Origin of the sequence: Herpetosiphon gulosus (assembly GCF_039545135.1) — a bacterium.
GTDB lineage: Bacteria > Chloroflexota > Chloroflexia > Chloroflexales > Herpetosiphonaceae > Herpetosiphon > Herpetosiphon gulosus.
Window position 1 is genome coordinate 210,491 of the sequence record NZ_BAABRU010000004.1, and the last position, 14,569, is coordinate 225,059.

The 14,569-nt window shown below is 48.7% G+C and carries 14 protein-coding genes; 5 read left to right on the top strand and 9 right to left on the bottom strand.

The genetic code is table 11. The annotated features are described in order from the left end of the window. Positions 1–18: 18 nt before the first annotated feature. From ABEB26_RS06725 to ABEB26_RS06735, 3 genes are all read right to left on the bottom strand, one after another. Entirely contained in the window at positions 19–1,815 is a 1,797-nt protein-coding gene (locus ABEB26_RS06725; protein ID WP_345721199.1) for an ABC transporter ATP-binding protein, read from the bottom strand. A gap of 163 nt (positions 1,816–1,978) precedes the next feature. Continuing rightward, positions 1,979–3,493: a YifB family Mg chelatase-like AAA ATPase gene (locus tag ABEB26_RS06730; protein ID WP_345721200.1), complete on the bottom strand. Its 1,515-nt coding sequence runs from the start codon at positions 3,491–3,493 to the stop codon at positions 1,979–1,981. Between the two features lie 96 nt (positions 3,494–3,589). Beyond that, a complete protein-coding gene (locus tag ABEB26_RS06735; protein ID WP_012188242.1) occupies positions 3,590–3,892 on the bottom strand; it encodes a hypothetical protein in 303 nt (100 codons plus the stop codon). 442 nt (positions 3,893–4,334) lie between these two features. Here ABEB26_RS06735 and ABEB26_RS06740 point away from each other — a divergent pair, with 442 nt between their 5' ends. Continuing rightward, positions 4,335–5,066 (top strand): SIR2 family NAD-dependent protein deacylase, encoded by a 732-nt coding sequence (locus ABEB26_RS06740; protein WP_345721201.1) that lies wholly within the window; start codon positions 4,335–4,337, stop codon positions 5,064–5,066. Positions 5,067–5,188: 122 nt separating this feature from the next. Here ABEB26_RS06740 and ABEB26_RS06745 read toward each other — a convergent pair whose 3' ends face one another. After that, a complete protein-coding gene (locus ABEB26_RS06745; RefSeq protein ID WP_345721202.1) occupies positions 5,189–5,962 on the bottom strand; it encodes a lysophospholipid acyltransferase family protein in 774 nt (257 codons plus the stop codon). Positions 5,963–6,023: 61 nt separating this feature from the next. Here ABEB26_RS06745 and ABEB26_RS06750 point away from each other — a divergent pair, with 61 nt between their 5' ends. The 4 genes from ABEB26_RS06750 (at position 6,024) to ABEB26_RS06765 (ending at position 10,791) form a co-directional block, all read left to right on the top strand. Further along, positions 6,024–7,373: a CoA-disulfide reductase gene (locus ABEB26_RS06750; RefSeq protein WP_345721203.1), complete on the top strand. Its 1,350-nt coding sequence runs from the start codon at positions 6,024–6,026 to the stop codon at positions 7,371–7,373. A 17-nt stretch (positions 7,374–7,390) separates the two neighbouring features. Next, positions 7,391–8,116, top strand: coding sequence for a cyclic di-GMP-binding domain-containing protein, MshE-related (locus ABEB26_RS06755; protein WP_345721204.1), 726 nt, complete (start codon positions 7,391–7,393; stop codon positions 8,114–8,116). A 153-nt stretch (positions 8,117–8,269) separates the two neighbouring features. Next, entirely contained in the window at positions 8,270–10,009 is a 1,740-nt protein-coding gene (locus tag ABEB26_RS06760; protein ID WP_345721205.1) for a BatA domain-containing protein, read from the top strand. Between the two features lie 23 nt (positions 10,010–10,032). Further along, the gene (locus ABEB26_RS06765; RefSeq protein ID WP_345721206.1) at positions 10,033–10,791 is read left to right on the top strand and encodes a class I SAM-dependent methyltransferase; all 759 of its coding nucleotides are present in this window, start codon (positions 10,033–10,035) and stop codon (positions 10,789–10,791) included. Between the two features lie 107 nt (positions 10,792–10,898). Here ABEB26_RS06765 and csx15 read toward each other — a convergent pair whose 3' ends face one another. The 5 genes from csx15 to cmr4 all read right to left on the bottom strand — a co-directional run bounded on the left by csx15 (position 10,899) and on the right by cmr4 (position 14,505). After that, complete coding sequence (csx15, locus tag ABEB26_RS06770) at positions 10,899–11,288, bottom strand: CRISPR-associated protein Csx15 (protein ID WP_345721207.1); 390 nt, start codon at positions 11,286–11,288, stop codon at positions 10,899–10,901. 34 nt (positions 11,289–11,322) lie between these two features. Continuing rightward, on the bottom strand, positions 11,323–12,177 hold the full coding sequence (locus ABEB26_RS06775) for a PDDEXK family nuclease (protein WP_345721208.1): 855 nt from the start codon (positions 12,175–12,177) through the stop codon (positions 11,323–11,325). A 66-nt stretch (positions 12,178–12,243) separates the two neighbouring features. Continuing rightward, the gene (gene cmr6, locus ABEB26_RS06780; RefSeq protein WP_345721209.1) at positions 12,244–13,152 is read right to left on the bottom strand and encodes a type III-B CRISPR module RAMP protein Cmr6; all 909 of its coding nucleotides are present in this window, start codon (positions 13,150–13,152) and stop codon (positions 12,244–12,246) included. A 14-nt stretch (positions 13,153–13,166) separates the two neighbouring features. Next, the gene (locus tag ABEB26_RS06785) at positions 13,167–13,613 is read right to left on the bottom strand and encodes a type III-B CRISPR module-associated protein Cmr5 (protein ID WP_345721210.1); all 447 of its coding nucleotides are present in this window, start codon (positions 13,611–13,613) and stop codon (positions 13,167–13,169) included. Positions 13,614–13,623: 10 nt separating this feature from the next. Beyond that, complete coding sequence (gene cmr4 / locus ABEB26_RS06790; protein ID WP_345721211.1) at positions 13,624–14,505, bottom strand: type III-B CRISPR module RAMP protein Cmr4; 882 nt, start codon at positions 14,503–14,505, stop codon at positions 13,624–13,626. Between the last annotated feature and the right edge of the window lie 64 nt (positions 14,506–14,569).

Genomic DNA, 14,569 nt, shown 5'->3' on the forward strand with positions numbered 1-14,569 from the left:
GGCGTAATCTTGCTAATTTTAATACTCTGTTAGCACAGATCCAGTACTTTCGTTGGTTTCAAATTGCAATTGATACAAACGAGCGTATGTACCAGCTTGGGTCAAAAGCTCGCTATGGCTGCCAAGCTCGGTTACTTTGCCCGCCTCAATCACGGCAATTCGCGTGGCATTTTTGACGGTCGAAAGTCGATGGGCAATCACAAAAGTCGTGCGACCTTGCATCAAGCGTTCTAAGGCTTCTTGGACCAAACCTTCCGATTCGCTATCCATGGCCGACGTTGCTTCATCGAGAATTAAAATGCGCGGGTTTTTGAGCAAAGCCCGAGCAATTGCGACGCGCTGACGTTGCCCACCAGAGAGTTTAATCCCACGTTCGCCGACGATCGATTCGTAGCCACCCTCGAAATTGCTAATAAATTCATGGGCATTGGCAGCCTGGGCAGCTTCAATCACTGCTTCCATCGGCGCATCAAGGTTGCCATAACGAATATTATCGGCAATCGTACCACTGAATAATAGGGTTTCTTGCGGCACAATCCCAATCTGGGAGCGTAACGAGGGCAAATCGACATCGCGAATATCAAAGCCATCAACCGTAATTCGCCCCGCGGTTACATCGTAAAAACGTGGAATGAGATTAACTAAAGTTGATTTGCCAGAACCACTTGGCCCGACAATCGCCATAACCTCGCCAGGCTCAACTTTGAGGTTGATGTTGCTCAAAACAGGGGTATTGCTTTCGCCATAGTTAAACGATACATCTTCTAAATAAATTTCGCCTTCGATTGGCGGTAAGTTGATTGCATTGGTTTTGCTGGCGATTTCGGGAGCTGTATCCAAAATGCCGAATACCCGGGCAGTCGAACCAAGTGCCTCTTGCAATTGGCTGTACAAGCTGGTAAATGTGCCCAGCGAGCCAGCAATCACGGCAGCATACAACAAGAAAGCGATTAAATCGCCAAGCTGCATCGTGCCATTTAATACTTGACGACCACCAAACCAAAGCACAAACACCAATGCCCCAAAGCCCGAAAACGAGACAATTGGCACAAACTGAGCACGAGTTTTGGTCCGGCGCATCGAGGCCGAAAACGCATGTTCAATTGCTCCGCTAAATCGCTCAACTTCGTATGGCTCACGGGCAAATGATTGCACGATTCGCACGCCAGAGATGGTTTCTTCCAGCACCGATGAGGCTTCAGCCATGCGATCTTGGACTTCGGTGGACATATTGCGAATCCGACGGCCATAGATAATCGCCAGCACAATCAACAAGGGAATCAGCAATAGGGTAATCGCAGTTAGTTGCCAACTGAGATTAATCATCATAATGAAGCTACCGATAAAGGTAATACCATTTTGCAGAAACGCGGCAACCGCATTTGTGCCGATCCCCTGAATCACCGTAACATCGTTGGTGACCCGTGAAGTTAATTCGCCGACACGGCGTTCGCTGAAAAAGGCCAACGACAGCCGTTGTAAATGCGAATAGACCTCAATTCGCAAGTCGGCGACTGCTCGTTCGCCAACGTAGGTCAAAAAATAGCCTTGAATATAGTTAAACACCATTTGGGCAATAAATACACCCATCAAGCCAATCGCAACGTTGTCTAAGGCGGCGGTGCTTGAAGCATCTTTGACCGTTTCAACCAAATTGCGAATTGCTAATGGCATAACCAGGCCAATGCCACTGGAAATTGCCAAACACAGCAGCGCCAAGCCTAAGCGCCAGCGATAGGGATAGACATATTGAAACATGCGCCGCAACTCTAAATGGCGCAAATTTCCCAATTGTTTCGGTGCTTGTGCCAGCATCACATCCATCCTTCAGCCAACAATACCCTCGTTGGCACGTATATACGTGCTTGCCCAGCAACCAGCAAGCGCTGTATGATCAATCAATCGGTTACTGATGATTGTACGTGGCTGATGGGTGATGTCAATCGCTGTGTTGGTTAGCAGATGTTACCACCAGCCGTTATTCGGTTCGGCGCGGACGATATTGGAGTGCTTCGGCTAAATGCGCTGGTTGAATTTGCGCAAGATTGGCTAAATCGGCGATGGTTCGGGCCAATTTAAGCACGCGATGATAACTACGGGCTGAGAGTTGTAATTGTCGCATGGCGGCTTTCATCAAGCTTTGGCTCGCCGAATCTAGCTCGCAGGCATGGCGTAACTGGGCTGGCCCCATATCACTATTGGTCAATATATGGTGTTTGCCAAAACGCTCGGCTTGGCGTTGACGAGCTAAAACCACGCGATCACGAATTTGCTCCGATGGCTCGCTACTACGCACACTCGCAAGTTTTTCATACTCCAGCCGTGGCACTTCAATATGAATATCAATCCGATCGAGCAATGGCCCTGAGATGCGTTTTTGATAACGGGCAATTGCGGCTGGCGGGCAAACGCATTGGCGGGTGGGGTCGCTATAGTAGCCACATGGGCAAGGATTCATGGCTCCTATTAGCACAAAGTTTGCCGGGAATGTTAGCGTGCCCGCTGCCCGACTAAGCACTACCGTATGATCTTCGAGCGGCTGGCGCAGCACTTCGAGCACTTGTTGGCTAAATTCCGGCATTTCGTCGAGAAATAACACCCCTCGATGAGCCAGCGAAATCTCGCCTGGCTGAGGCGTGCGGCCACCGCCAACCAAGCCAGCATTAGAAATTGTGTGGTGCGGCGCACGAAATGGTCGGGTACGAATAAAGGGCATGTCGTTGGGCAACAAGCCTTTAACTGAATAAATTTTGGTCACATCTAAGGCTTCGTCGAGGCTGAGCGGCGGCAAAATTGAAGGTACGCAGCGGGCGAGTAAGGTTTTGCCAGAACCAGGCGGGCCGCTCATCAAGACATTATGCCCACCAGCTGCGGCCACTTCCAAAGCGCGTTTCACGTGTTCTTGGCCTTTGACATCGGCAAAATCAACGTTATAGCTCAGGCTTTCGGCGGCTGGGGGCTGGCCCTCGTAGGCTTCGATGTAGCGCTCGCCATTGAGATGGGCGGCAATATCGACGATTGAACGCACTGGAATAACGGTAATGCCACTGAGCAAGGCCGCTTCGGCTGCATCGCAATGGGGCACATAGGCGGTTTGCAAGCCTTCGCGCCGCGCAATTGTGACCATTGGTAAGATGCCATCAGTATGCCGCACTGCGCCATCAAGCGATAGTTCGCCGACAAACAAGGCTTGGCTTACATCGGCAGCAATTTGGCCTGAGGCTAACAAAATGCCGACGGCTATTGGTAAATCGTAGGCTGGGCCAGCTTTGCGTAAATCGGCTGGAGCCAAATTGACGGTGAGCCGCGAATCGGGAAACGAGCCGCCGCTGTTGCGCACTGCTGCTCGCACTCGCTCTTTGGCCTCCTGCACAGCGGTATCGGGCAAGCCGACAATTGTGAATGATGGCAGGCCACGACTGAGATCAACTTCGACTTCAACTAACGCGCCATCTAAACCCACAACGGCGCAGCTCCAAACTTTCGCCAACATAATGACACCCCCGTAACAATTTGCTATCGGGAGTTAGAGCCACATGTTGGCGATTTTTGGCATGGAGTCGGCGAAATTGAGGAAAATTGCCAAAACTTAGTTGACAGCGACCCAATCGAGCTTTACCAATTTATCGGCGACGCTGTTCATGTCGGCACAACGGCAGGCTGGCTGGCGCTGGACAACAATTTGCCAAGCACGACAAACGGTTTGCACTGGCCAACAATCTTGGCTGGGTACTTGATGCGCAGCACTCACATGGTTGATAATTTCTTCAGCAACCATGTAGGCATCGTTATCGTTGATGCCTTCAGCTTCGCGAACAATCACGGCTAATTGGACTATATGGCTTGCTAATTTGAGCAAGACTCCACGGCTTTTAACACGTTCGGTTTGCATGTTCTGCGATCCTTTGGCACGAAGGATTGATAGGACGTTTATGGCAAATACCACGAATGGTATGCGTAAAAATCAATAAAAATAGCGGTACGGAATGGTATCACGTACAGCTAGGCACAAATCCAACCCATTTGCTCAAGACCTTGTACTTGCTCGCCGACGGCGGCGAGGCCAAGGCGTACAGCTAGGCACAAATCCAACCCATTTGCTCAAGTAGTCGAATGCAAGGTAGAGCGTTGCTAAAGAGCATTATTATCTCTAAATCTTTCTCTTATTAATAGTAAAACATTCGTAGCCGAATTTCAATAGATTTTTGGTCAAATTATTATCCAAATAATAAATCGTTAATAAAATTTGATTATCCCAAAGCCAATAACTATTTGTACTAGCATTTGATAAATAGCACAATAGTTCTGATTATTACTCATAAGGAGATCAATTCATGGCCCAATTTGCTGCTGAGTTAATTCAAACGTTGCGCCAAGCTCAATCGTTGGTGGTTTTGACAGGTTCAGGAATTTCGGCTCCCAGCGGAATACCGACCTATCGCAGTGCCGCCGCCGATGCCCGTTGGACGGCCTATGACCCTGATAAAGTTGCGACATTCGCGGGCTTTGAGCGTGATCCAGTTGGGGTTTTTCAGGTGTATCAAGCCATGAAACGCCAGTGTGAGCAGGCTCAGCCAAATGCTGGTCATTATGCACTTGCCCAGCTAGAGCAACTAGTTGGGCAATTTAAGCTATTTACTCAAAATATTGATAGTTTGCATCAACGGGCTGGCTCAAGCCAGGTTTACGAGGTGCATGGCAGTTTGGCTCGAACAATCTGTTCGCGCGAAGGCAACTTGGTTGAAACCTGGAATCCTGAGCAGCCAATTTGCCCTAAGTGTGGTACGCCGTTGCGGCCTGATATTGTTTGGTTTGGCGAATTGTTGGATGCAGCAATTTTGCAAGCGGCCAAAGCTGCGTTTGATACAAGCGATGTGGCTTTGGTGATTGGCACATCGGCGCTTGTTGAGCCAATTGCTTCGTTGCCACATCGAGCCTTGCGGCGCAAAAAAACGGTGATTGAAATTAACCCTGATATGCCGTTGCGGGGAATTGCGACTTTTTCGTTGGCAGGCAGCGCTGATGCGGTGTTGCCACAATTGATTAAAGAGGTTTGGAAGCTTTAAATGCCCTCACCCCAACCCCTCTCCCGCTGCGGCAGGCGAGGGGCCTTGCTTATGTTTTTAGGCTGCTCTGCGCTTTGTGTCCTTCGTGTCCTTTGTGGATCAATCTGCTCCCCAAATGTTGGTTATTGCTGCCACCAACGCACAATCGGCCCTAAAATGTGATCAAAGCGGCGATTGACTGAGGCAGTGCCCTGCAAAATTGGCTGAAAGTTGGCAAGTTCTTGCTGATTCCAATCGTCACGTAGTTGATCGGCGGCACGAGTTAGGTTGGTTGCTAATTGCGGTTGCAGCTGTTCACGGGTGGTGTCGGCATCAATCCAGGTTGGCTCGCCGCACCGAATTAAGGCAACTGGCCGTTGTTCGCCAGCAAATTCGTAGCGCAAGGCGATTGGCAAACACCACAAATTTCCTGTGCGAGTAGCAATATCGGCAACCCCACGAAAAAGTTGGAGCGGACGACGATCTGGCGGTATAATCTGACCCTGCGGAAAGATCCAAACTAAAGACTGTTTTTGTTGGAGCAGGCTGCTGGCGTAGCGAATTGAGCGCAAGGCTTCGCGTGGTTCTTGGCGATTAACCGAGAAACAGCCGCACCAACGAAAGAAGAAATAGCGGGCCAACTGGGCTTCTTCCATCATTAAATAGTGGCGGCGTAGGTAGATAGAACGAAATAGCTCGAACGCCAAATGCCCATCCCACCAGCTTGTATGGGTTACATAGGCCAAAATTGGCTCGCGACTACGCAAAATGTCAGCGGTTGACCCAACATTCAGCAATACTTGATCAAAGGTTTTGCGCAATGCAGGCCGAATCAAGGCCCGATAAACCAACCAAGCACCCAAGCGATTCGGTTGGGCTGGCAAACGTGGTTGATTCTTGCTAGGGCTTGGTGGCATAATTAAGCTCTCATACTAGTGACAATCTGTCCAAATAGTAGCATAGCTAAAGGAGCCTGGAATGGCTAGCGAACGGGTGATCGTGATTGGAGCCGTCGCCGCCGGAACGAGTGCTGCTGCCAAGGCCAAACGCACAAATCCCGATTTAGATATTTGCGTGTATGGCCGCGAAGCCCATGTTTCCTACTCTGCTTGTGGGTTGCCCTATTTGATTAGCGGAGCAGTGGCTGATTATCAAGCCTTAATTGCCCGCACTCCAGCCCAATTTGCTCGCGATGGCGTAACCGTCAAAACCGAACATGAAGTAATCGATCTTGATGTGGCGGCAGGGCGAGTGACTGTGCGCGATTTGGCTAACAATAGTACGTTCCACGATCATTTTGATCGTTTGGTGATCGCAACTGGCGCAAGGGTCAATTGTCCACCAGTACGAGGGATTGAACTACAGGGGGTCTTTCGGTTACGCTCAATGCATGATGGTTTAGCAATTCAAACCTACATTAGCCAACAGCAACCAAAACAGGCGGTCGTGGTTGGCGCTGGCTATATTGGGCTAGAAATGGCCGAGGCCTTGCTCGATCGTGGGATTGGCGTAACCTTGGTCAATCGCAGCAAAACCGTGTTAAGCTCACTTGATAATGATATGAGCAGCCAGATTATCAGCCGACTTGAAGCTGCGGGCGTGCAATTGGCGCTTGGTTGTGGCTTGGAAGGCCTCGAAGGTAAGGCCGATAAAGTAACCCATGTGGTTGCTGGAGGTCGCGATATCCCTGCCGAATTGGTGATTATCGCGACTGGAGTGCAGCCAAATAGCGAATTAGCGCAAAGTTGTGGCGCTGAGCTTGGCGATTATGGTGCAATCAAAATCGACCAATTAGGCCGTACTAGCGTCGATAGGGTGTATGCCGCTGGCGATTGCAGTACCGTTGATCATCGAATTCTGAATAAGCCCGTGTATTTACCACTGGGCACGACTGCTAATAAACAAGGTCGGACGCTTGGAGCCTATCTCGCAGGCCACGAGCGCCCATTTCGCGGAGTTGTGGGCACAGCAGTCACCAAATTTGCTGATTTACATATTGCCGCAACTGGATTAAGTGTTGAGCAAGCTCTCCGCCATGGCTACCATGTTCGTAGCAAAATCATCCATTCAACCGATCATGCGGGGTACTACCCCAATGCTCGGCCAATAACGGTTAAGTTGGTTGCTGATGCAGCCGACGGCACATTGTTGGGTGGCCAAATTATTGGCTACGACGATGTAGCAAAGCGGGTTGATGTGGTAGCGGTGGCACTCGCGGGAAGAATGACGGTAGATGAGTTTGCTTGGCAAGACCTGAGTTATGCACCCCCATTTTCATCGGTGTGGGACCCACTGTTGGTTGCTGCCCAAGCATTGGCTAAAGGCTAAGCTTGAAAGGACATTCTGTGAGCATCGAAACGCTTTTTGCCCATGCCCGTGCCGCCATAAGCACTGGCCGGAAGGAGGAGGGGCGCAGCTTATTAATTTCAATTATTCATGAAGACCCCGATTTTGCGCCAGCGTGGCTCTGGCTCAGCGGGGTTTTGGAGGAGCCAGAAAAACGCCGCGATTGTTTGCAACGGGTGCTTGAACTTGAGCCAACCAATGAAGCCGCGCTCATGGGCTTAGAGTTTTTGCGCTTGCAAGTCGTTGTTGATCAAACGCCACCAACTCCGCCGGTTGAAAAATCAGTCGCAGTGGTTAAGCGTTTGGGCGAATATTTGGTTGAGCAAAAGTTTATTAAGCAAATCCAACTTGATGCTGCTTTAAGCGAGCAGGCCCAAGAAGCGCGTTATGGCCGCATCGTGCCGCTCGGCGATATTTTGTTGCGGCGGCGTTGGCTCACCACCCAAGCGCTCGGCAAGGTTTTGGAAGTGCAAAAAATGGCGCGTGCTCAGGGTGGCCACGCCAGCACAATCAATCGACTGGGCGAACATTTGATTGAGCAAGGCCTGATCACGCGGACGCAGCTGAATCAAGTAATTGCCCGTCAAGCCGATTTGAAGGTACGCGGCCAGAATTTCCAGGTTGGTGAGTTGTTGGTGCTTTCGGGCATGCTCTCGCGCAATCAATTGCAACAAGCAATCGATGAGCAGCAACATACCTTTATGAACGAGTTACCCCAACGCTAGCTTTCCTGGTGTCGCAACATTATTTTGATTCTTCGCTTCCAACGCGACCCAAAAGCTCGTTATAATACGACAGCATGGTGCAAGCCATGCTGTTTGTTCATTCAGCGCAAGCATCTGGGCCTCGGCTGAGATGGTTGTGAGGCAGCGAGCCAGATGAATTTGCTTGTGCCATTGGGTTTAATTGGCTTAATTGCCTTGCCGATCATCGTGGTATTGCATATGGTGCGTCAGCGCCGCCAACGGGTACGCATTCCGACGATTCGGCTGTGGGCGGCATTAACCCCACCACCTGAGCGCCAACAACGCACCTTGCCCTTAACCTTGCTGTTGGCTTTGCATTTGCTGGTCGCTACTTGTTTGGCCTTGAGCCTAGCCCAACCTGCTTGGATTTTTGGAGCCGCTGCGCCGCGCCACCTCGTGATTATTCTCGACACTACCTCTAGCATGGCCGCCAATCGCTCATTTACCCAAGCTCAACAACAAACCGATGATTTGATTAATGATTTGGGACGTGATGATAGCCTGGCGATTGTTGAGCTAAATCATGAAGCTCGTTTACTTGGTTATGGTGGTTATGCTGAACGCCAACAACTACGCCAAATTGTGGCCGAGCTGGCTCCCGCTGGTAATAATGCTAACTTGGCCCAATCGCTGAGCATTGCCAATGCCACCCTCGCCAACGATCGCCAAAACCAGTTGATTGTGCTGAGCGATGGCGCTTTGCCTGCCAACAGCACGCCATTATCGGTTGCCGCCGAATTAGAGTGGCGCATGCTGGGCGAAAGCACCGCTAACAGTGGCATTGTTAATTTTGCTAGCCGCCGCTTGCCCAACCAACGCAATGCCCTGTATGCCCGTGTGACCAATTTTAGTGATTTGCCCGCTGCCCGCACCTTGACTCTTTTGGTTGATGGCGAGGTTGAATCGGAGCAAAATCTGGTGATTCAGCCTGGTGGCAGCGAGGAGCGCACTTGGGAAGTAGCCAACGGCGAGCTGGCCGAATTGGAGCTTAGCCCTAACGATGGTTATACGCTTGACGATCGGGCGGTGCTTGCACTCAGTCGCTCTGGCTCGTTGCGAGTTCATTTGGCCACATTAACGCCCTCGCCACTGGAACGCATGCTGCGCAGTTTGCCGAATATCGAGCTAAGCGTTGGCTCAACCGTCAGCAACCAACGGGTAGATTTGACCGTGTTGAATGGAGTTTTACCGCAGCAATTGCCAACCAGCGCATTGTTGATTGTCAATCCGCCGAGCGACCCACGCTTGCCAACCCAAGACAGTGTTTTAGGTGAGCAGGCTAGCAGCGCTGTCTTGGATGCCGATTTTGCTGGTATCGACCTTTCGAGTGTGCAATGGGGTGGTCGTCGCCCGATCAACCGTGATGAGATTCCAGCAGGCTTGAATAGTGTGATCGAAACTGATACTCAGTCGCCCTTGGTGCTGCGTGGCACGTGGCAAGAGCATGCCACCATCGTTTGGCTGTTTAATTTGGATAATGCTAACCTCAGTGCAAAATTGGCCTTTCCCTTATTAACAGCGGCTAGCATCGCCAACTTAACAGGCGGATCACTGCCTGAGCAACTGGCGGCGGGCAGTTTTGCCCCCAACACACCGCTAACCCGCCCTGATGGCGAGGCTCAAGCACTCGATCAGCGCCTGAATCAAGCGGGTTTGTATCGGGTCGTTGGGAGTAATCGTGGCGGGATTGCAGTCAACTTTGGTGATCCACAAGAGTCAAATCTGCAACAACAAACCCAACCAATGATTAGCCAAAGCCCGCAACCTGAGGGCGATCGCTTGCCGCCTCAAGGCACGCCATTATGGCCGCTGCTGGTTGGTTTGGCCTTGGTCGCCTTGATTTTTGAATGGTGGTATAGCTTTCGCTCATAGCATGTGCTTGAAGGAGTAGCTCAATGATCGATAATCGTCAGCGATTCAGCAATCGGGTGGCCGATTATGTACAGTTTCGCCCAAATTACCCTAGCGAAATATTCGTGCCCTTGCAACAACACCATGGCTTTGGCCAAAACTCAGTCGTGGCCGATATTGGAGCGGGCACGGGGATTTGGAGTGAGCAACTGCTCCAGCATGGGGCAACTGTCTATGCAATTGAACCCAACGCACCGATGCGTGAAGCCAGCTTGCAACTTACCGAGCGTTATCCCACATTTCAAGCTGTTGATGGCAGTGCCGAAACCACTGGTTTGGCCGATCAGAGCGTCAATTGGATCACGGCGGCTCAAGCATTTCACTGGTTCGAACCACAAGCAACCCGCCGCGAATGGCAACGAATTTTACGACCTGAGGGCTGGGTAGGCTTAATTTGGAACCAACGTTCGCTTGATGGCACAGCGTTTTTACAGCAATACGAAGCACTATTACACCAATTTGGCAGTGATTATGCCACCGTCAAACATACCAACATCGAACCGCAACGGATTGCCGATTTCTTTGGCAACCAACCAGCTTGCTACACCGCCCAAAACGCCCAATATTTTGATCAAGCTGGCTTGTTGGGTCGGGCATTTTCCTCGTCGTACACGCCCACGCCTGAACAACCCAATTATCAACTGCTACGCCAAGGCCTGATTGAGGCTTGGAAAGAGCATCAGGTTGCAGGCAAAGTGGCCTTTTTATACACAACCACGGTGTACGTCGGGCGGTTTAGCTAGATTAACTGTAATATTGTTCCCTGTTCTTCTAGCCTACTACATATCCAAAAGCCCCTCGCCCGCCGCAGTGGGAGAGGGGTTGGGGGTGAGGGAATTCAACCAATCAGCTACAGTTTGGGAATCCGGCGAGTGCGGGCGACTTGACGGATTGCATCCAAATTGCAAATCTCGCCTACCTCAAAAACGGTTGGAGTGGTATTAGGAATAGGGCGCATATTGATGATTGGCATAAAATAGCCGGAGCGCCCATGCAACTCAGCGATGACCGCCAAGGCCAATGGAGCCAAGCCTGGCGGATTGATAATAATTGGGATGGTTTGCCAATCGGCGGTTTTTAAGCCAACGCTTTCAATCAAATCGTAAGCGACCTCAGCCAAAGGCCGCATGCGGCTAACTTGGGTATCGACAAAGCGAATTTCGGGGGTTTCATCGACAAGCGCTACAACTTGTGCAAACTGTTTATCAGTCAATGGATGGGCAAAGTTAATCAGAAGCATAGCTGTTCCTTTGTTAAATTCTACTCGAATAGTATCACTTAATAATATTTAATATTTTTGCTTTAGAATCTTCATCTATAGTAGAGCCATCAAAATTAACTGAAAGAATTTGTACATTTGATGCATCTGCAAGGGCTAATTGGGATTTCCCGGGGTTTTCCGTAATAATCAGTATTTTATTCGAATAAATACCTAAGTGTAAACCTGTTGTATTAAGTTGTCTTATACCTTCAATTTTCTTACCTTTTTCTCCAAATTTCACTTCAATAATTCCAAAATGATTACCCCTACGATAAATGACATCTAAATCTATCTGCCCTGAGAAAGACCGTACAGCTGATAAAATTTCGATATTATTTTCTTCCAATATATCTATAACTGCTTGTTCAAAAGGCTCTTTTGCTTGCTCGATAGACCAATTTCCTAAACCTAACTGAACATCTAGCCAATCCTCTAGGGTTATACAAGGTGGTATAGAAGTTTCTTGTACTAGATGAAATTCAAAATCTTTCCAATCATATGTATACAATTTACTTTTGCCTGCTTCGCTCTCAAGATAAACCACAGGAAAGTTAAATTTCCGTGCCACTTGGGAAGCAGCAAATGACATCGGTTTTGTTCCACCAGTAACATTAAAGTAAAGCTCATTACCTTCTTTCAGATTAGCAATACTTTCCTCTATCTGTCGGGTAATCTTTGGGATATCGTAAGAATCTGTACATATAATTTCAGTTTCAATATTTTTTGACTTTAGAAGTGCTGCCGTATTATGAGCTTTTTTAACTGTTCCATCAGTATAAATAAGCAATGCTAAATCTGGTTCGAGGTGATAGATAGGAATAAGGTTCGGCAAAGGTTGTGCCCCAACTAGGGATAAAAGAATTTTCATCGATGACTCCTTAAGTGAAAATAAAAATTAATGAAGAACCTTTTCAATTCATCATTAAAATCGCTCTTATTTTTTATTCAAACGTTGAAGTAGGGCTTCGATTTGTTGCTCGCTCTTACACATTTCCCCAAGCTCCATCCGACCATAGCCACTTGATGTTTTGGCTCCAATGCCCATATGCGTAAGGCCATTAGCGAGCAAGGTGCGGGCGGCATTACACCAATTAGGGTCTCCGCTGAGTGCCACTAAATAGTGACCAGTTGCGCTCAGAAACGGAATAATCGTTGGACTATCCCAGTCGGCTGGCGGGGTTGAATTGCCTTGATAATACGTAGGATGATGTACAGTAATCACATCGGAATGTAAGGGACCGCCAGCTTGGGCCGTACCAGGAATATACAAGGCATCGTAAAAGCTGACACAGCCACTTAGCTCGGTTGTGCCAAATAATTCGCGATGAAATTCGCCGCCTTTGGCCCACTTTGGTGTAGCGCCATCTTCAGCTATGCCTTGACCAAGGCGTTGATGGGCAAAACTTGAGGCCAAGCCTTTCAAGCCACTGCCTGGAATGTAAGGCAAGCCATAGGTGCGCTGCAAGGCGATTGAGTTTTCGAGCACACTCTCGGCTCCCAGCCCTACGACCATACGACCCTCGACTTTCGCCTTCAATAAACAAATATCGGGAATCTCCTTTAACGTGTTCAACCAACGGGTAAAAAATGCTCGATAGAGGTTTAATACTGGTTCTTTTCTGGCAATCTGCGAACCTCTACAAAAATGTTCAGTTAATGGATTATCTGATGTGCATTCATCAGGTTTAACTGTAGATCCTCGGCCTAGTGCATTATTCGGACGTTGCTGATTTGCTTTATTTTCAGGATCGGGCTGTTGGGGCAAATAGCGGTCAAGCCATAAGCCTGCATGGGCTACGTTGTCTACTGTGACGTTATTTAGCCTATCACGCCGACTATTCATAAATACCTCGATGCTTATTGAATTGAATCAGTTGACTTAATATCAAGAATGCTTTGGGCAAAACGCTTGTACCAAAGTAATGCATCTAAGATTTGCTGGGTACGATACATATAATCGGCTAGTTCTAATTTAGCGATGTTAGCAGCAAACTCTTGAGCTTTACAGGTAAAGCCAATGGTTATGGCAAGATGCTTTAGAAATAGGTTGATCTCTGGCTTGTCGCGTGATTGGGCGAATGCTAAAGCTTGAACTAAACCAGCACTTCTAATTAAGATTGGTAATTTATGCGCCATCGAGCCATATACATTGCGACTGGTTTGGTGTTCTATGGCGATTTGCCTAACCTTTTCTCCCTTTGATCTAATATCTAACTCAGGATATTTTTGTAAAACTATTTCAATATGACCATGAGCCGATTTTGCATAATCTTGATCACGAGTTTGAAAGACTGGGTTACTCATTATGCTGCTCCTATTTCACAATCACGCGACAAATTCCGCGCCCGACGGTTGCCTTGCCTCCAAGCTGAATTGGTTTTTGCCACAGTCGGGGTAGCTCGGCATTGATGCTTTCTCCTAAGTCTGTTTTTGAGGCTGGTGGAGCAATCAACATCAAGCCAGTCAAAATCGATTCAGCAGGTAAGGCTTCTTCATACCAAAGTTGGCCATCAGCAACTGTTTTGGTTTCATCGTTGAGCCGAATGCGGGCGGTTATTTCGGTGGCAGTATTCAAAAGAAAACTAAACACATCATCATTGACGATGCAGAAACGCTCAACAAACATCGTTTGCCAGTCTGGTGAATCATCAAAAATGCGCGCTTTGAGCCAATCAGCCCATTGGGTCACTAGCTCAGCTTGATCCGATTGAGATTCAAAATCCAAATCTTCTAAATAAATGTCCTTGTGCTTTTCTGATTTTGGTAAGTTTGATTTAAGTGCTGATTTTGTAGCAACAAGACATTGATCGCCATCAGGATTTTTGATCCAGCTTGGTGGGATGTTTTCAGCCACAAGATTTTTGATTTCGCGGGCAAGGCGATTGAGAATGTAGGGCGAGGTAACCCATGCGAAGGTGCCATACAAACTGCGCACCGGCATGCACAACAAGCGCAGATCAGAAAATTGCACAAAGCCTGCATTACCAGTGGCGTTATCTGATGCTGTTCCAAAGATTTCATCTTTACGAGCGCCATTGTAACTATCGCGCAATGGGCCTTTGAGCGATGAGCCAGGCAAATAGGGCAAATTGGTGGCTTTTTCGCGGGCAATCGGCAAATCGATAACTCCAGCGCCTTGGCCAGTGCCAGCATGAAGTGGTGAAAGTGCATGGACAAAAACGAGTTTGGTGGTCATTATCGTAGCTCCTTCGCAAGATACGCTAAAAATGCTTTGAGAACAGTATTTTTTACCTAGTAAC